We start from the raw sequence: 19,196 nt of genomic DNA, 5'->3' as shown, positions 1-19,196 counted from the left end.
CTCAAAACTAATAATGTCAACCAAATACAAAGCCACTGAAATTTCACAGGCATATTTCATTACTATTACCACAGTAGGTTGGGTAGATGTCTTCACAAGATTGCCACAAAAACATTTAATCATAGATGCACTCAAGTATTGTCAAAAAAATAAAGGACTTGTTGTATTTGCATATTGCCTTATGCACAGTCATTTGCATTTATTTTGCAGAGCAGATGGAGGTTTAACATTATCAGAAATTATGCGAGATTTTAAAAAATATACTTCTAAAAAAATAATTCAAACCATACAAGACGAACCAGAAAGCAGAAGAGAATGGCTGTTAGAGTATTTTAGCAAAGCTTGCGAACATTTATCACGACCACAGCAATACAAAGTTTGGCAAGATGGCTATCATGCAGAAGAAATTTTCTCTAACCATTGGATAAAGGAAAAAATAAAGTACATACATGAAAATCCTGTAAAAGAAAAGATTGTAACGGAAGCAGAAAATTATTATTTTAGCTCTGCAAGAAATTATGCTGATTTAGATAGTGCTTTAGATGTAGAAGTCGTTTTCATGGGTTGGGATAATCACAAAATATAGTGAGAGTAACAAATTGCAAAACATCTAGTAAAATAATAGTCGTCACGGATTACAAATCCGCATTGAGCATAGATAATTATAAAATAGTAATAGTCACGGATTACAAATCCGCGACATCGAGTAAAATAATAGTCGTCACGGATTACAAATCCGCATTGAAAAAAGATAATTATAAAATAGTAATAGTCACGGATTACAAATCCGCGACATCGAGTCTAAAATTGAACTAAAGTCCACTTTATTCCCGCAATTCGTCAGTACTTTTTCTTTATCTGAAAACAGATTAGACCAATATTGCGTAAATAAATTTGGAGAAAATACCAAAAATTGGTATATTTGATTTTGAATTTTACATCAGATTGTTATGGCAAAAAACACTTCGATTTTATTGGGCGATTATTTCGACAATTTTATCAATTCACAAATAAAAAATGGAAAATACTCTTCTGCAAGTGAAGTGATAAGAGCTGCTTTAAGAATGTTTGAACACGAGGAAACTAAAAAGTCTGAATTAATTAAAGAACTTAAAAAAGGAGAGAAATCTGGATTTTCAGCAAGTTTTAATCGAGAAACTTTCAAACAAAATTTACATCAAAAATATTCTGCCGAATAATGAATTACAAAATTAGTAAACAAGCAGAAATTGATTTAGAAAAGATTTGGCTTTATACTTTTGAAGAATGGTCGATTGATCAAGCAGATTATTATTTTGATTTGATTATGGATGAAATCGAATATATTTCGAAAAATCCAAAAACGGGTAAAGATTATAATGAAATCAGAAAAGGTTATTTTCGTTCACGCGTAAAATCTCACTTTATATTCTACAAAATAAATCTTAAAGAAGAAAATATTGAGATTATTAGAATTCTTCATCAACAAATGGATATAGAATCTCATATAAATGACTAATAAACCGCAATTCTAACAGTAGATAAGATAGATAGCCGTTGCACAACTCCCTTTTTTGAAAAAAACTTTGATGTCGCATTCTATCACAAAAAACAAAATCCTCAAATTGAAATCAATTTGAGGATTTTTTAAACAACGTAATAAAGCTATTTATTTGAAAACACTTACATTTCCTTGCTTGTCTGTGAGTCTTCCTGAATTCCCATCATCAGACAGTTCCCAAGCATAAAAACCGTCTGTAAAAATAGGTTCGCCTTTTGGATTGGTTCCTTTTGCCAACAATTTGTGTTCTTCTTCATCATTCTTTTTAAGGGTCATCGCAAGGTCGATTCCTTCGGCAAAATAGGTTACCACTATGGTTTCTCCTTTATCATTGGTCAATGTTTTTGCCTCTTGTTTTAAAGAAACTTCTTTTGAATTTTTATCACTTATCACCGGCGAATTTTCTGTGGTCGATGATTCTTTGTTACAAGAAATCAAGAAAGCGAACATTGCTAAGATTATCCAGTTATTTTTCATATTAATTCAATAGTGTTTTTTTGAAAGAAATGAGTCCACTATATGAGCAGTCATTATTTTAAGAAATAATCACAAAAATGCTCTTCTGTTTTACAGGTGCAAATTTGCTAATAAATGTCATGTTTATTTTATGACTCAAGTCATAAATCCCAACTGTTAAACAACGTTAAATTTGTTATCAAATTAATATTAAAAATAAAAATATATGAAAAATTTGAAATTTCTAGTTCTTCCTATGATGGCTTTCGCGATGGTTTCTTGTGGTAATGACAAGCCTGCAGACGCTTCTGCATCTACCTCATCTACAGAAACATCTGCCACTGCTACAGAAACTAGTGCATCATCTGAATCAGGACAATACGATCCGAAAAGAGGTTTAGGTAAATATGACGAAAGCAACGTAGATGTGAGCAAATTTAACGCTGCTATGGCTGCTGAAGGTAAGAAAGTAGCAGAGGTAAAATGTACTTCTTGTCATAAACCTACAGAAGAAAAATTAGTAGGACCAGGATGGAAAGGAGTGACTACAAGACAAACTCCCCATTGGATTATGAACTTCATCAGCAATCCAGATCCTATGATTAGTGTAGACCCAGAATTACAGAAACAATTAGAGATTTGTTTAGTGAGAATGCCAAACCAAGGGCTTAATGAAACTGAAGCAAGACAAATTCTAGAGTACATGAGAGAAATCGACGGTGCAAAATAATTTAGATAGACTATAAAAATAAATATATGAAAATTATTCAGTTATTTGGTATTTCGGCCTTTGCTTCATTAGCATTTTTAGGCAGTTGTAAACCCAAAGGTACAGAAACCGCAGTAAGTGGTGACGCCGCAGAAAAAGTATATGTAGCTCCTGGAAAATATGATGAGGTATACAATTTCGTGAGTGGTGGTTTTAACGGACAAATGAACGTTTATGGTTTACCGAGCGGAAGATTATTGAAAGTAGTTCCTATTTTCTCTGTAAATCCAGAAAATGGGTATGGTTTCAGCGAAGAAACTAAGCCTATGTTAGAAACTTCGCACGGTTTTATTCCTTGGGATGACCAACACCACTTAGAATTATCTCAAACAAATGGTGAACAAGACGGAAGATGGATTTTTGCGAATGCTAATAACACTCCACGTGTGGCAAGAGTAAACCTTAAAACCTTCAGAACTGAGGAAATTATAGAATTACCGAATTCTGCTGGTAACCACTCTTCTCCATTTATTACCGAAAATACAGAATATGTAGTGGCAGGTACTCGTTTTGCTGTTCCTACAGATGACATGAACGGTGACGTTCCTATTAATTCTTTCAAAGAAAACTTCAAAGGAGTAATTTCTTTCATCGGAGTTAATAAAGAAACTGGTGATATGAATTTATCTTTCCAGATAGAAGCTCCGGGTGTAAACTTTGACCTTTCTCACGCTGGTAAAGGAAAATCTCATGGTTGGTTCTTCTTCTCTTGCTATAATTCAGAACAAGCAAATACTTTATTAGAAGTTAATGCTTCTCAAAATGATAAAGACTTTATCATGGCGGTAAACTGGAAAAAAGCTGAAGAATATCTAAAAGCTGGTAAAGGTAGAAAAGTAAAAACGCAGTATGCTCACAATAAATTTGATGAAAAAACTCAAACTGCTACCTCTAAAATGGAGCAAGAAGTGACTGTACTTTCTGCTAAAGAATTAAAAGATATTTGCTATTTCATGCCAACTCCTAAATCACCTCACGGTTGTGACGTAGACCCAACTGGTGAATACATTGTAGGTTCTGGTAAATTAGCAGCTCTTATCCCAGTTCACAGCTTCAGCAAAATGCTTAAAGCGATTGAAAACAAAGAATTTGCAGGTGAATATGATGGAATCCCAATCTTAAAATATGAATCTACACTTCATGGTGAAGTTCAAAAACCAGGTTTAGGGCCATTACACACAGAATTTGACGGAAAAGGAAATGCTTATACTTCATTCTTCGTTTCTTCAGAAGTGGTGAAATGGGATGTTAAAACATTAAAAGTTCTTGACAGACAACCGACTTTCTACTCTGTAGGTCACTTAATGGTAGTAGGTGGTGATACTAAAAAACCTTACGGTAAATATCTCGTTGCTTATAATAAAATTACGAAAGACAGATTCTTACCAACTGGTCCAGAATTAACCCAATCTGCACAGTTATATGACATTAGTGGAGATAAGATGAAACTCTTATTAGACTTCCCTACTTTTGGTGAGCCACACTATGCACAAGCTGTTCCCGCTACTCTTATCAAAGACCAACAGGTGAAGTTCTACAATATTGCAGACAACAAACACCCTTATGCAACCAAAGGTGAAGCAGAATCTAAAGTGGTAAGACAAGGCAATAAAGTACACGTTTACATGACTTCTATCCGTTCGCACTTTGCTCCAGATAATATTGAAGGAATCAAAGTAGGTGACGAAGTTTACTTCCACGTGACCAACTTAGAACAAGACTGGGATGTACCGCATGGTTTCGCTATCAAAGGCAATCAAAATGCTGAATTATTGATTATGCCAGGTGAAACTTCTACTCTAAAATGGGTTCCTAAAAAACCAGGAATGTACCCAATGTATTGTACAGACTTCTGTTCTGCATTGCACCAAGAAATGCAAGGTTATGTAAGAGTTTCTCCAGCAGGAAGCAATGTTCCTCTTACCTATAGCCTCAATAATAAAGCGGATAACGCTAAAAGCCCTGTGAAAACAGCAGTCACAAAATAAATTTCTAAAAGGGCGGTTTCTACTGCCCTTTTTTACTTCTGTAACAAAAGTTACACTCTATAAGAACTTCTTATTACAATCTAAAAACAATGAAAAATAATTCATTATCCAAACTCTCTAAAATTTTGCTTATTACAAGCGGAATTGGATTAATCATCAGCATCTTCGTTCCTTTATGGGCCATTTATCTAGAAGCTCCACAATATCCAGAAGGATTGGGCATGTTTCTCCATGCCAACAAAATCACAGGAGACTACGAAATTATCAATGGACTGAACCATTACATCGGGATGAAAGAAATACATCAGGAAGATTTTTGGGAATTTAAAATTTTACCTTATGCGTTAGGATTCTTTGCAGCGTTGGCATTTCTCACCGTATTTCTCAATAATAAGAAATGGCTTTATTTCTTTGCCGCTTTATTTCTTATATTTGGAGTAGCTTTCATGGTAGATTTCTATCTTTGGGAGTACGATTATGGGCATAACCTCAATCCAAATGCAGCGATTGTAGTTCCGGGTATGAGTTACCAACCACCACTTTTCGGCTTTAAACAACTTCTGAACTTCGGTGCGTATTCTTATCCTGATATTGGTGGCTGGATTATGTTTGGTGTAGGAATTATCCTTGTTGTTTTGTCTTATTTAGAAATAAAATCTTCTAATAAATAATGTAAAAATGAAAAATTTATTTAACATTCTAGGAATCATATCTTTAGGCCTATTTTTTTCTTGTTCACCGAAAGGTCCAGAAAAAATTAACTTCGGCAAAGACCAGTGCGAACTTTGTAAAATGGGAATAGAAGACCCTAAATTCGCCACAGAGCTTATTACAGAAAAAGGCAGAATTTATAAATTCGATGATCTGAACTGTATGCAAAGTTATGCCACCGAAAATGCAGAGCAAGTAGGTCAAGCCAAACTTTATGTGCCTGATTTTCTTACCCATGAATTGTTCCAAATAGAAAAAGCAACCCTAATCACAGGTGGTGCTATAAAAAGCCCTATGAATGGTAATGTAGCTGCATTTATCGACAAAACCAAAGCCCAAGAAGAAGCTCAAAAATTAGGAGCGAGCTTCCTAGAACAATAAATTTCACTTTAACTTATAGCTTTTAGGCTTTGTGAAAAATCCGTATTTTCTATTGTAATTCATTATAAAAATGATTAATTTTTATTTTTTGAAACGCAAAGTTTTTTATTAAAAATATAAAAACATTAAGCAAGCAAAGTTGGTATTCGCTAGCGAATTGATAAAGCGAACGCTTTAAACGAATTTATTCGTAAACTTTGCTCACTATAATAATAATATTGATATTATATTGCTTTGCGTTTAAAAAAAATCAATACCAATAGTTCATTTTAGTATTTTTAGCAAAGCCTATTTTTTTGAAACATTTTGAAAAATTTATCCAAAATATTATCATTTTTCTTCCTCCTGAATTTTGTTTATCATTCAGCGAAAACGCTGATAGTGGGGAAAAATCAGGCTTATAAAACCATTAACTCTGCCCTTGCTCAAGCTCAAAATGGCGATACGATTTTGGTTCAAAAAGGACATTACAAAGAAGGAAACATCAACATCCAAAAATCTATTGCCCTGATTGGAATCGACAGACCTGTTTTGGACGGACAAATGAAGTACGAAATTGTTTCTCTAAGAGCCAATAAAATTCTTTTGCAAGGCTTTAAAATCATCAATTCTGGGGAAGACGAAGTGAAAAACATAGGAGCTGTTCGTTTATATGACAGTCAGTTTTCCACCATTAAAAATAATATTTTCGAGAACAATTACTTCGGGATAACCATTCAGAGAGGTTACCAATGTTTGATTCAAAACAATAAAATCATCACCAATAGAGGGAAATCTCAAGAATTAATCGGTGATGGCGTTCACGTTTGGTCCAGTGCAGAAATCTGGATCAAAAACAATTACATTTCTGGTCACAAAGACGGCATTTACTTAGAAAAAGCCAACAACACCTTTGTTTTTAGAAATATTTCCGAAAAAAATAAACGTTACGGGTTGCACTTCATGTTCGCGCATAACAATGTTTACACCGGAAATATTTTTAAGAATAATGACGCTGGAGTTGCGGTAATGTACAGCCGAAATGTAGGCATGTATAAAAATAAATTCCTCGATAACTGGGGAGATGGCGTTTATGGACTTTTGCTCAAAGACCTTACCTTCAGTAAAATCAAAAACAATATTTTCAATAACAACACGGCTGCCATTTTTATGGACGGTTCATCTAAAGTTGACCTTTACAACAATCAGTTTTCTAATAACGGTTGGGGTATAAAACTCAATGCCAATTGCATGGAAAACCGTCTCATGAATAACAATTTCGAAAACAATACTTTCGATGTGAGCACGAGTGGAAGCCTTGTGATGAATATTTTCAAAAATAATCACTGGGACAAATACGAAGGTTATGATCTAGACAAAGACCAAATTGGCGATGTTCCTTTTCATCCCTTGAGTTTATACTCCGTGCTTTCTGAGCAAAATCCTATGATTATGTTGTTATACAGAGCCTTTTTTGTGGAGATATTAGACCGTTCCGAACGCTTAATCCCAAGTCTTACTCCTGAGAATTTTGTAGATGAGAAGCCGGAGATGAAACCTAATAAGGTGATGGAGTTATGAGGTTATGGAGTTATGAAGTTGTAAAGTTGTAAAGTTGTAAAGTCGTAAAGTTGTAAAGTCGTAAAGTCGTAAAGTTGTAAAGTTGTAAAGTTGTGAAGTTGTGAAGTCGTAAAATCGTGGAGTTGTAAAATGGTGAAGGATGAATGGTGAATTGGTGCACCGTTTTGTGATTTTAAAAATTATTTTTATAAAAAGTTATGATTGAAATAAAAAATTTAACCAAAAAATTCAATAAGTTCACTGCGCTTAATCAGGTGAATATTCGCTTTAATGATGGGCATTCTGTAGCACTCATTGGTCCCAATGGATGCGGAAAAACTACCCTTATTAAATGTATTCTCGGATTAAATGTAGTAGAAGATGGCGATATTTTGGTCAATAATGAAAGTGTAAAAGAACATTATCTCTACCGAAAAAATATTGGTTACATGCCTCAAATTGGTCGATATCCTGAAAATATGACCATCGCACAAACCATTCAGATGATTAAAGATACCCGAAAAGTCTCTGAAAACGAATTAGATACTGAACTTTTAGAAGCTTTCGAACTGGAAAGTATTTTCGACAAAAAAATGCGCACACTTTCTGGGGGAACTACCCAAAAAGTAAGTGCAGTTTTGGCTTTTTTATTCAATCCTGGAATTATTATTTTAGATGAACCTACGGCAGGTTTGGACCCACTTGCTTCTGAAATTTTAAAAAATAAAATCATCAAGGAGAAAAACAAAGGAAAACTCATCATTATCACCTCTCACCTCTTAAGCGAATTGGATGATATTGTGAGTGAAATTGTTTTTATGAATGAAGGAAAAGTCATTGTTCACCAATCTGTAGAAGAATTAATGACGGAAAGAAAAACCGAGAAAATCTCAGAAAGTATCATCAGTATTTTAAAGGAAATGAAGCCATGAACAATATCGCAAAATTCATCTTTTTCGACATTTTAAAGAATAAAATCGTCTTGTTGTATACCCTACTCCTCTTTGTTATTTCATGGTCAGTATTGGGATTAGACAGCAATTATACCAAAGCTACTCTGAGTTTGCTCAATATTGTTTTATTGGTGGTTCCACTTGTGAGCATTATTTTTTCTACGATTTACGTCTATAACAGCAGTCAGTTTATAGAATTATTGCTCAGTCAACCGATTGCAAGAGGTAAAATTTGGTTGAATATTTTTATCGGGCTTTCCTCCGCATTGATTCTGGCGTATTTGCTTGGTTGTGGCGTTCCTATTTTACTTTATTCTTCTATAGAAACAGGGTTTTCGCTTATTATCATTGGAGTAATGCTTTCGGTTATTTTCACGGCTTTTGCCATGCTGTCTTCTATCGTCAGTAGAGACCGTGCGAAAGGAATAGGCATTTCGATTTTTGTTTGGTTGTTTTTTGCTATTATTTATGACGGCATTTTATTGGTTCTCATGTTCCAATTTTCGGATTATCCCATAGAAGGAATCATGGCGACTTTAGCAGCGATAAATCCTATTGGTCTTGCTCGAATTTTCGTGCTCTTGCAACTCAATATTTCAGCGATGCTCGGCTATTCTGGAGCAGTTTTTAAAGATATTTTTGGTTCAGGCGGCGGAATGGGAATTTCTATGGTGATTCTCTTCATTTGGATTGCAGTCCCTTTTCTGCTCTCTTATATCAAATTTAATAAGAAAGATTTATAATTTTCATCATTTGTGTTTTTTTGTAGATCTTCCCTCTTTTGGGAAGATTTTTTTTTAAAATATCAATTTAGCTCTTTTTCAATTCTCTGATAAATCTCACGTTTTCAAGCCTTTATTTTATGATTACAATCATAAAAGCATGACTGGGTTTGCTCGTAATTTTATTTAAAATTTTATAAAAATATGAAAAAGACATTTCTAATCCTTTCTTGTGTTGCTCTAGGACTTATCTCATGCAACAAAACCGAGGCTACCACTGAAACCTCAACCTCTACAGAAGCTGTAGCTGGTGGTCAAGAAGCTGTAGTAGACGAAGATTCTGCACCTACCATTGTAAAATTAGCGGCAGGAAATAAAGATCTTTCTACCCTTGTTACCGCAGTAGAAGCAGCGGGACTCACTACTTCACTCAGTAATGCAGGTCCATTTACTGTTTTTGCGCCTGTAAATGCTGCTTTTGATAAATTACCTGCTGGAACAGTAGATGATTTATTAAAACCTGAAAACAATAGTAAATTGGGTGACATTTTAGGACACCACACTTATGTAGGAGTGATTAAAACAGAACAAATGACTGACGGTCAATCATTAGGCATGGTAGACGGTAAAAATATTACTATTAAAATGGTGAATGGTAAACCTACCATCAATGGAACGGTAAATATTATTGCTACCGTTCCTGCATCTAACGGAATTGTACACGTAGTAGATGGTGTTATTTTACCACAATAATTATTAAATAGGTTTTTCACAACAAAAGGCTTACTGATTTTTAGTAAGTCTTTTTTTATTATATGTTCTTTTGGCTTGAACCAAAAGAACCAAAAGTTCAAGTCTGGAAATCCTCAGCTAAAAATGTATAACCTTTTCTAAAAACTCTGAAACTCACTCGGCAGAATGCCGAGCTTAAACAGCAGACTTTTTTTAACGAAAAGGTTATACATTTTTTTAACGCTTGCGGTTTCCTAGGACATCAAATTCAACTCGATTTGTAATGTACAAGAGATTTTCTGTCCTTTCGTTCTATTTTATATTTAAAAACGTTTCAACAGAATGATTGATGGAAATAATTTTCTTTTCCCCGACCCTGACTTCGACGACGCTCAGTCACCGAGGTGGAAAATTATTTTATATTTTAATATTGAAAAGTCTTTTTTCTCTACTGTGGCTTCGACAGGCTCAGCCACCGAGATAAAAATTACTGTTTTCCTTAGTTTTGTTTATATTTGTTTTAGATTACTCTATAAGAATAGATGACACCAAAAAAAACAATAACTGATTAAATTGAAAATATGAAATTCATTTACAACCAATTACTTTTCATCATCATTGCACTTGCAAGTTGTTCAAACGTATCTCAACCCACCGACCCCATTCCAGAATACGAAACCTTTAAAATTCAATCCAAAAAAGTGGGTGAAGAAAGAATAATTAATGTTTGGACACCTCCAAACTACAAGAATGATAAGGATTCATTAGCTGTGATGTATATGGCAGACGGTGGGATAAAAGAAGACTTTCCTCACATTGCTAATACATTGGCCAAACTTATAAAAGATAAGAAAATAAAACCTTTAATTCTAGTAGGAATTGAAAATACTGAAAGAAGAAGGGATTTAACAGGTTTTACAGAAATTGAAAAAGACAAAGAAATCGCAGCAGTTGTTGGTGGTTCAGAAAAATTTAGAGCATTTATTAATGATGAACTTTTTCCTGAAATTAACAAACGATATAGAACTACAAATGAAAAAAGCATCATTGGAGAATCTGCATCAGGTTTATTTGTAATGGAAACCTTCTTTTTAACACCTCAAATGTTTGACCATTATATTGCTTTTGATCCTTCATTATGGTGGAATAATCATTATTTAGTAAGAACAGCAAAAGAACATTTATCTAAATTTCCATCAAACGAAAAACGAGTTTGGTTTGCTGGTTCAAATGCAAAAGACATTTCGCCTTTCACAAAAGAATTAGCAAACATCTTAAAAAAAGAAAATAAAGCTAATCTAAAATGGAAATTTTCCGATGAACCAAAAGAAAAACATACTATTATTTTCAGAGCTACAAAAGAAAAAGCAATTATTTGGACATTAAATAAAACAGAGTAAAAAGCTATAGAAGCAATCTTAATAATTATTTCACAATCTTTTCATTATTTTTAAAAAGATATAAAACTCCGAAGATTGAAACTTCGGATTTTTTTACACTATAGCTTTGACAAGCTCAGCCACCGAAACGAGATAAAAACTACAGTTTTCCAAATTCTAAAAACAACAAAAAGGCTTACTGAAATTCAGTAAACCTTTTTTGGATTTATAAAAAAGTAAGGGATTTAATTGTTTTTTTCCTTTAAGGTGTTGAAAATGATTAGTATGGAAATTAAAATGAGTACAGAAATTCCGAATAAAAATTCATTGGCAAAAGGAATCGCCACATATTTTATCGAGAAAATGCCCATTAATCCCAATAAAAATTCATTCAGAAAAACGCTCAACAGAAAATATTTTAATCCAGCATTTAATCTTGGGCTTGTTTTAAAATTTTGAATCACTTGACTCAATAAAAAAGTCGCAACGCACATCAATAAAATCAAGTGTAAATAAGCAATGACCACGTTTCTAAAACCGAACGCAAATTGAGAAACCGCAGGAATTACTGAACCCAACTGCAAGAATATTTTCACCGCAAAAGCAAAGCCTACATAGATGAAAACAAATCTCTGTAAAGCATTGGTAGTGGTTTTTATCTTTGGCCATTGATTTTTTATCCATTTAAAAAACACAAAAGCGCCATGAGTTTGAACAAGTGTTGCCAAAACGATTACCAAATAGATGAAAACAGGCAGTTTCAACCATAAAACCGATAAACCGAAGCCAATGAAACAGCCAATGAACAACAACCAAAATATCATTTTGTTTTCTGTTGAACTGATTAAAATTCCTTTTTCTTTGAGGTGATAAAAGAGCAATCCTAAACATGAAAAAATAAAAAATCCGTTGTACTGAAAATGCAGATAAAAATAGGTAGACGCTAAATATAATTCCTGTACCAAATTTTTAGTCGCCATCATATAACTCAATGTAAAAACGCCTAATGATGACAATACGGCAAAGAAAAAAGCTGCTAAAAACCAAATTTTGGAATTTTCCCGATGGTTTTTAAGGTCTCTGTACAAGAAAAAATAGTACACAAAACTATTCAGCAAAGCGATGGTGGAAAAAATGATGGACAGCCAAAAATATCCTGCATAGAGAAAACTCAACAGAATTCCGTAAGAAGCGAAAAAATTAACCCCAATTAATATTTGGTATTTTTTCAAGTGAATTCCTTCTACGGTTTTGCTTAGATATTGCGCTACTAAAATGTAAATACACGAAGTGATGTAGCCGTAAAAAGCAAAATGAGAATGCGCTTCTTGCAGATGTTTTTGTTCTACAAAAGGCAAAGAAAAGGCAATTTTATAGCGCATCAATACGCCTAAAATCGCAACGATTACAAAACTGAAAACAGAAAACTTAAGTAAGAATGCTTGATTTTTCATGCCCTAAAATTAGAGAAATTAAAACGCTAATTCTATGACTGTAATCACAGCGACTAGAAATAAATTTTACCATTTCTAATTTCTAACTTGCCATCTCTTTCCATTTTTTTTACGGTTCTAATGATGGTTTCGGTTCTGAGTCCCGTCATATTCGAAAGTTCTTTTCGGGTAATGTCTATTAGAATTTTTTCTTCGCCACAGCTTTTTTGCTTTTTATAATCGCAGAGTTGGCTGAAAATTCTGTTCTCAGGATTCAGAAACACAATATTTTTAATAGAATTACTTTTGCTGATGGATTTTTCGGCAATAGACTTGGTAAATTCTATGAGTAAATCTGGTTTTTGTTTCAGATAATTGAGGAAATTATCTTTGTTGATTTTGTAAATTTCTGCACATTCTGAAGTCACCACTACATTCCCCGGAAAAGGCCTCCCTAACAGAACAGCTGGTTCCCCGAAAAAACTTTGGTCAAACACTTTGTGTTGCAAAAATTCTTTTCCTTCTTCGGTAAAATGAAAGACAGAAAGTTCTCCTTTTACCAAATAATAAAACGAATGCGAATGACTTCCTTCACTGTGAATAAGGTCGTCTTTTTTGTATTTTTTTAACTCAGCATTTGTGTTAAAACTAAATTCTTGATCTATAATAAAACTCATCTCAAACCATTTTAACTTTCTGCAATTTACAAAATATAAATGACCTTTACTCAATAATTTTAAAAAGACCGTTACGGTCTTATTTTAAGATAAAAAAGCGCTCAATTCTTAAAATTGAACGCCTTTTTAACAAAATTTTAAAACATTTTCTATCTCCAACCGCCACCTAACGCACGGTATAATTCTACTCCTGCTTGTAATTTGGTATATTGAGCATTGGCAATATTAATTTCGGCATTCAATTTATTTACGTTGGCATTCAACACTTCTAAATAATTTGCCATTCCGTAATTCACCAGTTCCTGAGAAAACTCTACGGATTTATCATACGCTGATAATTCTTTTTTCTTAAAAGCGATGAATTGGTCTTGCGCATTGTACATTTTTAACGCATCTGAAACTTCATTTCCCGCATTCAGAATGGTTTTCCTGAAATTCAGATAAGCTCTTTCCTGATTGGCCAAACTTACTTCGTAATTGGTTCTGATTTGTCTTTTGTTCAAAATCGGTTGAGCCAAACCTACCAAAACATTGGCAAAAACAGAATTGGCACTAAATAACTTGTCAATATCTACAGATTGTACTCCAGTACTTCCTGTAATTTTAAGACTAGGGTAAAATTGTGCTTTTGCAGCATTGGTGAGTTCAAAAGCATTGATGAGGTTAAATTCTGCCTGTTTCACATCAGCACGATTCGCTAAAAGAGCACTTGGATAACCTAAATCCGTATTGAGCGAAAAATTCTGAGTGCTGAGTGCTGTTCTTTCGATTTCGTGAGAAGTTTCACCCATTAATAAAGAAATGGTATTTTCTAACATCTGAATCTGAACGTCTAAAGTCACTAAAGAAGCTTCGGCGTTATACACCAATGCTTCGCTTTGTTGAACCGCTACTTCCGAAACAATTCCTGCTTCTTTTAATGCTTTGGTGGTTTCTAAATTCTTTTTGCGAATTTCTATGGTATTTCTGAAAATTTTCTTCTGTTCATCAAAAGTCAACAGTTGATAATACGCCGTGGCAATAGAAGCCACCAAATTGCTTTTTACATTTTGATGCGCTGCAACAGAACTCAGATATGCTGCATATTGCGCTTTTTCTTGCCCTTTTAGTTTTCCCCAAAGGTCGAGTTCCCAACCAAGATTTGCAGTAATATCAAATTGATTGATGTATCTTCTTTCTCCCACAATTTGTCCGAACTGTGTATTGAGCGAAGAAGTATTAAAAGAATAATCAGGTCCCACAGAAATGGTAGGTTGATACGCTGCTTTTGACTGTTTTAGATAGGCTTCTGCACTCGCAATATTTTGCAAAGCGATTCTGATGTCTAGATTATTCTCTAAAGCTTTGGCGATGTGTTTTTGCAAAACAGCATCGGTAAAAATTTCTTTCCAAGAGAGATTTGCCATGCTTAGACTGTCTTTTGGCAAGGCATCTGTTCTGAAAAGCTTTTCGTCTACCACATCGTTAGCTCTTTGGTAATTCTGTCTTGTGTGACAAGACACCACCAAAAAACTTACGAAAAATATAAGAATGATTTTATGGATTGTTATTTTCATAAACTTCGTTTTTAAATTATTCAGACAGATTTATTTCCAATTTTTTAGGCGGCGTGATTTTTTCTTGTAAATATTGGAAAATCACGAATAATACAGGAATTACCACCAATCCTAAAAATGTACCTATCAATAAACCTACTGCAGCACCCGTTGCAATCGAACGGTTTCCTACCGCACCTATTCCTGTTGCGAAAATCAGAGGCAATAAACCAAAAATAAACGCAAAAGAAGTCATTAAAATCGGTCTTAATCTCGCTTTAGCTGCATTGATGGCAGACATGACTAAGGTTTCGCCGTGGTGACGTCTTTGAACGGCAAATTCTACAATTAGAATGGCATTTTTAGCCAATAAACCTACCAACATGATTAAGGCAATCTGGAAGTAAATGTTGTTTTCTAAGCCTGCTAATTTTTGACCTAAAAACGCTCCCATTACTCCTAATGGAAGGGAAATAATCACAATTAGCGGTAAGATATAACTTTCATATTGCGCTGCTAAAATAAAATATACAAATACCAAACTTAAGAGGAATATCAACAACGTTTGAGAGCCAGAAGCTAATTCTTCTCTTGACAAACCTGTAAATTCTACTTCGTAGTTTTGGTTGAGTCCACCTTCTGCCACTTCTTGTACTGCTCTAATTGCGTCTCCAGTACTGTAACCCGGTGCATTAGACCCTGTAATTTTCACGGAAGTGAATAAGTTGTAACGGCTTACTGATTGCGGCCCATAGGTTTTTTCTAAGGTTACAAACTGAGAAATCGGCGCCATTACTCCAGATTTGGTTTTTACGTATAAGGCATTTAAACTTTCAGGAGATTTTCTAGCATCTGGTAACGCTTGCACCATTACTCTAAACTGTTTTCCATATTTGGTAAAATCTGCTGCATAAATTCCACCGATGTAACCTTGCATGGTATTTAAAATATCCGTCACCGAAACGCCAGATTGCTCTGCAACGGGAACATTAATCGACATTTGATATTGAGGATACTTGGTATTAAAAGAAGTCTGCGCAAATTCAATTTCGGGTCTTTCTATTAATTTTCCAATGAATTCTTGCGTTACTTTGTCTAAATCAGCATAATCACCACCCGATTTATCCAGTAAAACCGCTTCAAAACCTGCACTACTCCCAAAACCTGGAACAGAAGGCGGCTGGAAGAACACTACTTTCGCATCTGGAACCGTAGCTGCCATTCCGAAGAGTTTTTTGGTAATGTTTTCTATTTTTTCGTCGTCACTGGTTCTTTCTTCAAAAGGTTTTAGTCTGATGAACGCCAAACCATTATTGCTTCCGTTTCCTGATAAGAAACCTCTTCCTGTAGAAATGGTTACGTTTTTCACTCCTGGAATTTGTAAGGCTTTTTGTTGAATCGCTTTCAAAGCATTATACGTTCTTTCCATGGAAGCTCCTGCAGGAAGTTGAACATCTGTAAAGATGATTCCACGGTCTTCATTCGGAACGAAACCTTTTTTCATGGAAGCATTTGCCCACCATAAAATTCCCATGGTAATGGCAAAAATAATAACGGTCACTTTCTTGTGTCTGATAAGATATACAAAAGCTCTCCCATAACGGTCTGTAGATGCTTTGAAGCCTGCATTAAATCTGTGGAAGAATTTTCCCATGGTGGTTTTTTCTTCGTATTCTTTATCGTGATGTTGAGGCTTCAAAAATAAAGAACACAACACTGGACTCAATGTTAATGCGTTGATTGCTGAGATTAAAATCGCCACGATTAAGGTAATCCCGAACTGTTTATAGAATACACCGGTAGGTCCTTCAATAAAAGTCACGGGAATGAAAACGGCAGCCATTACCAAAGTAATCGAGATAATTGCCCCTGTAATTTCGTGCATGGCTTCTACGGTTGCTTTTTTGGCATCGCTGATGCCGTGTTCCATTTTGGCGTGTACTGCTTCTACTACTACGATGGCATCATCTACCACAATACCAATCGCTAATACCAAGGCAAAAAGCGTCAATAAATTCAAGGAATATCCTAGAAAATTCAGGAAGAAAAACGCCCCTATAATCGATACGGGAACTGCAATTGCCGGAATCAATGTAGAACGGAAATCTTGCAAGAAAATAAATACTACGATGAATACCAAGATAAACGCTTCAATTAAAGTATGGACTACTTTTTCGATAGAGGCATCCAGAAATTCATTGGTGTCAAAGTTTACGGTGTAGTGAATTCCTTCTGGGAAGTCGCTTTCGGCTGTTTTTAGGTAAGCTTTGATATCATTGATGATGTCTTGTGCATTAGAACCCGGCGTTTGGAAAATCCCCATACTTATGGCTGGAGAATTTCCGTTTTCTCCTCTTCCTGTATAAGATTGTGCGGCCAATTCTACTTTAGCCACATCTTTCAGCATTAGGTTTTGTCCGTTTCCTAAAGATTTAATGATGATGTTATCATACTGTTCTTTGCTGTTGTATTTCCCAACGTATTTGATGATGTATTCAAAAGAACTTCCACTGTTTTGTCCGATAGAACCTGCTGCCGCTTCTCTACTCTGTTCGTTTATTGCAGCGGTAACATCTGTAGGATTCAGTCCATATGCTGCTAGTTTATTGGGGTCTAGCCAAATTCTCATGGAATAATTTTTCCCACCCATTACGTTGGCATCACCTACTCCATTAATCCTTTTGATGTTTGGAATAACATTGATATTCAAATAATTCTGAAGATAAACATCATCTATTTTTTTATTTTCTGAGTAAAAAGAGAGGTACATCAGCGCACTGGTCTGTTGTTTTTGTGTTACCACTCCAGAACGCGTTACTTCACTTGGCAAAAGTGGTGTAGCTCTGGCTACTCTATTCTGCACGTTTACTGCAGCAATATCTGGGTTTACTCCTTGTTTAAAAAATATCTGAATATTCGCCGAACCATCATTTCCTGCAGAAGAAGTGATGTAGCTCATTCCTTCTACCCCGTTGATTTGTTCTTCTAAAGGCACTACTACACTTTTCATCACCGTTTCTGCATTGGCTCCTGTATAATTTGCCGATACGCTTACTGTAGGAGGTGCGATATCTGGATATTGAGTCACGGGTAAAGCCATCAATCCCAGCACCCCTAAAATAACGATGAGAATAGAAATTACGGTTGATAAAACCGGTCTGTTGATGAAATTCTTTATCATTAGAAAAGCGGTTTTATAGATTGTACAATGCTATCAAATTTTGCAGGTTTTGGAATAATTGCCGTTCCTGGTTTTAGTCCGCCAATTCCTGCTGCCACTACTTTGTCACCTTTGTTTACACCAGATTTAATGATGACCATGTTATTAATTCTGTCCTGAACTTCAATCACTGTATTTTTAGCGGTATCTTTTTCTACTTTGAAAAGATAGACCATGCCTTGCTGTTCATAGGTAGCACTTTCTGGAACCACTAAAGTATTGTCATAGAATTTAGGAAATCTGATGGCTCCACTGTTTCCGTTGGTGAGCAATTTAGAAGGATTAGGAAAACCTACTCTGAACTGAATGGTTCCTGTAGCTGGGTCAATCTGACCTGTTACCACTTCTATTCTTCCTTTTTCTGGATACAGACTTCCGTTGGCTAATTCCAGTTCTACGTTGGGAAGATTTTTGATTTTCTCAGGAACAGTAGCTCCGTAAGATTTTTCTAAGAAATCTAAATATTCTTTTTCATTCATTGAGAAATATGCATATACAGAACGGGTATCTGAAATGGTAGTCAATGGTGTAGCATCCGAAGGGCCAACTAAACTTCCAACTTTCAGTGGTAGTTTTCCTACAATTCCTGAAATAGGTGCTCTGATGATGGAATAATTGATATTCGCCTGTACTGATTTATAATTGGCAGATGCTTGTTGCTGAGAAGCCACTGCTTGTGACAATTGTGCTTGTGCTCTAGCTAAATTTGCTAAAGCCGTCTGCAATTGTACATTGCTGATGATATTTTTTTCAACGAGAGGTTTTAATTTATTTACTTCTACTTGCGCAGCATTTACGGCTGCTCTCGCCGCAGAAACATTGGCTTGTGCCGCAGTAATTCCAGATTTAGCTGCATCTGCATTTTCGCTTAGCATGTTGGTTTCTAGTCTGAAGAGCGGTTGACCAGCGGTTACATATTGACCTTCATCTACTAAAACCTGAGTAATATATCCTTGAATTTTTGCACGAACATCATTATTTACCACTCCTTTTATCGCAGCAGGATAGACATCATATCCTGTTACGTTTCTGGTTTCTACACTGATTACGGGATAAGGTTTTGGACCGTCTTTTTTCTCTTCTTGTTTTTTACAAGAAATGACTGACAGTAGTGATAAGATGAGGAGCAAAAAAATATTTTTCATATGATTCAATTTTTTC

Annotated in this window: 18 protein-coding genes; 12 read left to right on the top strand and 6 right to left on the bottom strand. The window is 34.9% G+C overall.

What is annotated here, in order from left to right; all coding sequences use genetic code 11:
* Nucleotides 1–13: 13 nt before the first annotated feature.
* The 3 genes from C3729_RS07505 (at nucleotide 14) to C3729_RS07495 (ending at nucleotide 1,498) form a co-directional block, all read left to right on the top strand.
* Entirely contained in the window at nucleotides 14–586 is a 573-nt protein-coding gene (locus C3729_RS07505; RefSeq protein ID WP_104793575.1) for an REP-associated tyrosine transposase, read from the top strand.
* Nucleotides 587–950: 364 nt separating this feature from the next.
* Nucleotides 951–1,199 (top strand): type II toxin-antitoxin system ParD family antitoxin, encoded by a 249-nt coding sequence (locus C3729_RS07500; RefSeq protein WP_104793574.1) that lies wholly within the window; start codon nucleotides 951–953, stop codon nucleotides 1,197–1,199.
* On the top strand, nucleotides 1,199–1,498 hold the full coding sequence (locus C3729_RS07495; protein WP_104793573.1) for a type II toxin-antitoxin system RelE/ParE family toxin: 300 nt from the start codon (nucleotides 1,199–1,201) through the stop codon (nucleotides 1,496–1,498). Before C3729_RS07500 ends, C3729_RS07495 begins: the two co-directional genes overlap by 1 nt.
* A 150-nt stretch (nucleotides 1,499–1,648) precedes the next feature.
* Here C3729_RS07495 and C3729_RS07490 read toward each other — a convergent pair whose 3' ends face one another.
* The gene (locus tag C3729_RS07490; protein ID WP_104793572.1) at nucleotides 1,649–2,017 is read right to left on the bottom strand and encodes a hypothetical protein; all 369 of its coding nucleotides are present in this window, start codon (nucleotides 2,015–2,017) and stop codon (nucleotides 1,649–1,651) included.
* Between the two features lie 205 nt (nucleotides 2,018–2,222).
* Between C3729_RS07490 and C3729_RS07485 the strand changes: the two genes are divergently transcribed.
* From C3729_RS07485 to C3729_RS07445, 9 genes are all read left to right on the top strand, one after another.
* Nucleotides 2,223–2,726 carry a c-type cytochrome gene (locus C3729_RS07485; protein ID WP_104793571.1) on the top strand — a complete coding sequence of 168 codons (504 nt, stop codon included), beginning with the start codon at nucleotides 2,223–2,225 and terminating at the stop codon, nucleotides 2,724–2,726.
* 26 nt (nucleotides 2,727–2,752) lie between these two features.
* Nucleotides 2,753–4,753 carry a Sec-dependent nitrous-oxide reductase gene (gene nosZ / locus C3729_RS07480; protein WP_104793570.1) on the top strand — a complete coding sequence of 667 codons (2,001 nt, stop codon included), beginning with the start codon at nucleotides 2,753–2,755 and terminating at the stop codon, nucleotides 4,751–4,753.
* A gap of 89 nt (nucleotides 4,754–4,842) precedes the next feature.
* Nucleotides 4,843–5,424: a hypothetical protein gene (locus C3729_RS07475; RefSeq protein WP_069796445.1), complete on the top strand. Its 582-nt coding sequence runs from the start codon at nucleotides 4,843–4,845 to the stop codon at nucleotides 5,422–5,424.
* Nucleotides 5,425–5,431: 7 nt separating this feature from the next.
* Nucleotides 5,432–5,845 carry a nitrous oxide reductase accessory protein NosL gene (locus C3729_RS07470; RefSeq protein WP_104793569.1) on the top strand — a complete coding sequence of 138 codons (414 nt, stop codon included), beginning with the start codon at nucleotides 5,432–5,434 and terminating at the stop codon, nucleotides 5,843–5,845.
* 381 nt (nucleotides 5,846–6,226) lie between these two features.
* Nucleotides 6,227–7,405, top strand: a complete 1,179-nt coding sequence (gene nosD / locus C3729_RS07465; protein ID WP_260204491.1) for a nitrous oxide reductase family maturation protein NosD — start codon at nucleotides 6,227–6,229, stop codon at nucleotides 7,403–7,405.
* A 197-nt stretch (nucleotides 7,406–7,602) separates the two neighbouring features.
* Complete coding sequence (locus tag C3729_RS07460; RefSeq protein WP_069796451.1) at nucleotides 7,603–8,316, top strand: ABC transporter ATP-binding protein; 714 nt, start codon at nucleotides 7,603–7,605, stop codon at nucleotides 8,314–8,316.
* Nucleotides 8,313–9,080: an ABC transporter permease subunit gene (locus C3729_RS07455; RefSeq protein ID WP_104793567.1), complete on the top strand. Its 768-nt coding sequence runs from the start codon at nucleotides 8,313–8,315 to the stop codon at nucleotides 9,078–9,080. The genes C3729_RS07460 and C3729_RS07455 overlap by 4 nt, the downstream gene beginning before the upstream one ends.
* Before the next feature lie 183 nt (nucleotides 9,081–9,263).
* A complete protein-coding gene (locus tag C3729_RS07450; RefSeq protein WP_104793566.1) occupies nucleotides 9,264–9,812 on the top strand; it encodes a fasciclin domain-containing protein in 549 nt (182 codons plus the stop codon).
* A 560-nt stretch (nucleotides 9,813–10,372) separates the two neighbouring features.
* Entirely contained in the window at nucleotides 10,373–11,191 is an 819-nt protein-coding gene (locus tag C3729_RS07445; RefSeq protein WP_104793565.1) for an alpha/beta hydrolase, read from the top strand.
* A 224-nt stretch (nucleotides 11,192–11,415) separates the two neighbouring features.
* Here the strand turns inward: C3729_RS07445 and C3729_RS13275 are convergent, their stop codons facing one another.
* The 5 genes from C3729_RS13275 to C3729_RS07420 all read right to left on the bottom strand — a co-directional run bounded on the left by C3729_RS13275 (nucleotide 11,416) and on the right by C3729_RS07420 (nucleotide 19,180).
* The gene (locus C3729_RS13275) at nucleotides 11,416–12,624 is read right to left on the bottom strand and encodes a hypothetical protein (RefSeq protein WP_185117731.1); all 1,209 of its coding nucleotides are present in this window, start codon (nucleotides 12,622–12,624) and stop codon (nucleotides 11,416–11,418) included.
* Nucleotides 12,625–12,677: 53 nt separating this feature from the next.
* Complete coding sequence (locus tag C3729_RS07435) at nucleotides 12,678–13,280, bottom strand: Crp/Fnr family transcriptional regulator (protein WP_104793564.1); 603 nt, start codon at nucleotides 13,278–13,280, stop codon at nucleotides 12,678–12,680.
* 149 nt (nucleotides 13,281–13,429) lie between these two features.
* Complete coding sequence (locus C3729_RS07430; RefSeq protein ID WP_104793563.1) at nucleotides 13,430–14,836, bottom strand: TolC family protein; 1,407 nt, start codon at nucleotides 14,834–14,836, stop codon at nucleotides 13,430–13,432.
* A 16-nt stretch (nucleotides 14,837–14,852) separates the two neighbouring features.
* A complete protein-coding gene (locus C3729_RS07425) occupies nucleotides 14,853–17,996 on the bottom strand; it encodes an efflux RND transporter permease subunit (protein ID WP_104793562.1) in 3,144 nt (1,047 codons plus the stop codon).
* Entirely contained in the window at nucleotides 17,996–19,180 is a 1,185-nt protein-coding gene (locus tag C3729_RS07420; protein ID WP_104793633.1) for an efflux RND transporter periplasmic adaptor subunit, read from the bottom strand. The genes C3729_RS07425 and C3729_RS07420 overlap by 1 nt, the downstream gene beginning before the upstream one ends.
* Nucleotides 19,181–19,196: the final 16 nt, after the last annotated feature.

The sequence above is a fragment of the Cloacibacterium normanense genome (assembly GCF_002943105.1).
GTDB lineage: Bacteria > Bacteroidota > Bacteroidia > Flavobacteriales > Weeksellaceae > Cloacibacterium.
The sequence above is the reverse complement of the archived record's forward strand: the minus strand, read 5'-3'. Positions and strand labels throughout refer to the sequence as shown.

Excerpts from the sequence above, each read along its gene's own strand:
- C3729_RS07505 (WP_104793575.1), top strand. The coding sequence starts at position 14 with ATGTCAACCAAATACAAAGCCACTGAAATTTCACAGGCATATTTCATT.
- C3729_RS07500 (WP_104793574.1), top strand. The coding sequence starts at position 951 with ATGGCAAAAAACACTTCGATTTTATTGGGCGATTATTTCGACAATTTT.
- C3729_RS07495 (WP_104793573.1), top strand. The coding sequence starts at position 1,199 with ATGAATTACAAAATTAGTAAACAAGCAGAAATTGATTTAGAAAAGATT.
- C3729_RS07490 (WP_104793572.1), bottom strand. The coding sequence starts at position 2,017 with ATGAAAAATAACTGGATAATCTTAGCAATGTTCGCTTTCTTGATTTCT.
- C3729_RS07485 (WP_104793571.1), top strand. The coding sequence starts at position 2,223 with ATGAAAAATTTGAAATTTCTAGTTCTTCCTATGATGGCTTTCGCGATG.
- nosZ (WP_104793570.1), top strand. The coding sequence starts at position 2,753 with ATGAAAATTATTCAGTTATTTGGTATTTCGGCCTTTGCTTCATTAGCA.
- C3729_RS07475 (WP_069796445.1), top strand. The coding sequence starts at position 4,843 with ATGAAAAATAATTCATTATCCAAACTCTCTAAAATTTTGCTTATTACA.
- C3729_RS07470 (WP_104793569.1), top strand. The coding sequence starts at position 5,432 with ATGAAAAATTTATTTAACATTCTAGGAATCATATCTTTAGGCCTATTT.
- C3729_RS07460 (WP_069796451.1), top strand. The coding sequence starts at position 7,603 with ATGATTGAAATAAAAAATTTAACCAAAAAATTCAATAAGTTCACTGCG.
- C3729_RS07455 (WP_104793567.1), top strand. The coding sequence starts at position 8,313 with ATGAACAATATCGCAAAATTCATCTTTTTCGACATTTTAAAGAATAAA.
- C3729_RS07450 (WP_104793566.1), top strand. The coding sequence starts at position 9,264 with ATGAAAAAGACATTTCTAATCCTTTCTTGTGTTGCTCTAGGACTTATC.
- C3729_RS07445 (WP_104793565.1), top strand. The coding sequence starts at position 10,373 with ATGAAATTCATTTACAACCAATTACTTTTCATCATCATTGCACTTGCA.
- C3729_RS13275 (WP_185117731.1), bottom strand. The coding sequence starts at position 12,624 with ATGAAAAATCAAGCATTCTTACTTAAGTTTTCTGTTTTCAGTTTTGTA.
- C3729_RS07435 (WP_104793564.1), bottom strand. The coding sequence starts at position 13,280 with ATGAGTTTTATTATAGATCAAGAATTTAGTTTTAACACAAATGCTGAG.
- C3729_RS07430 (WP_104793563.1), bottom strand. The coding sequence starts at position 14,836 with ATGAAAATAACAATCCATAAAATCATTCTTATATTTTTCGTAAGTTTT.
- C3729_RS07425 (WP_104793562.1), bottom strand. The coding sequence starts at position 17,996 with ATGATAAAGAATTTCATCAACAGACCGGTTTTATCAACCGTAATTTCT.
- C3729_RS07420 (WP_104793633.1), bottom strand. The coding sequence starts at position 19,180 with ATGAAAAATATTTTTTTGCTCCTCATCTTATCACTACTGTCAGTCATT.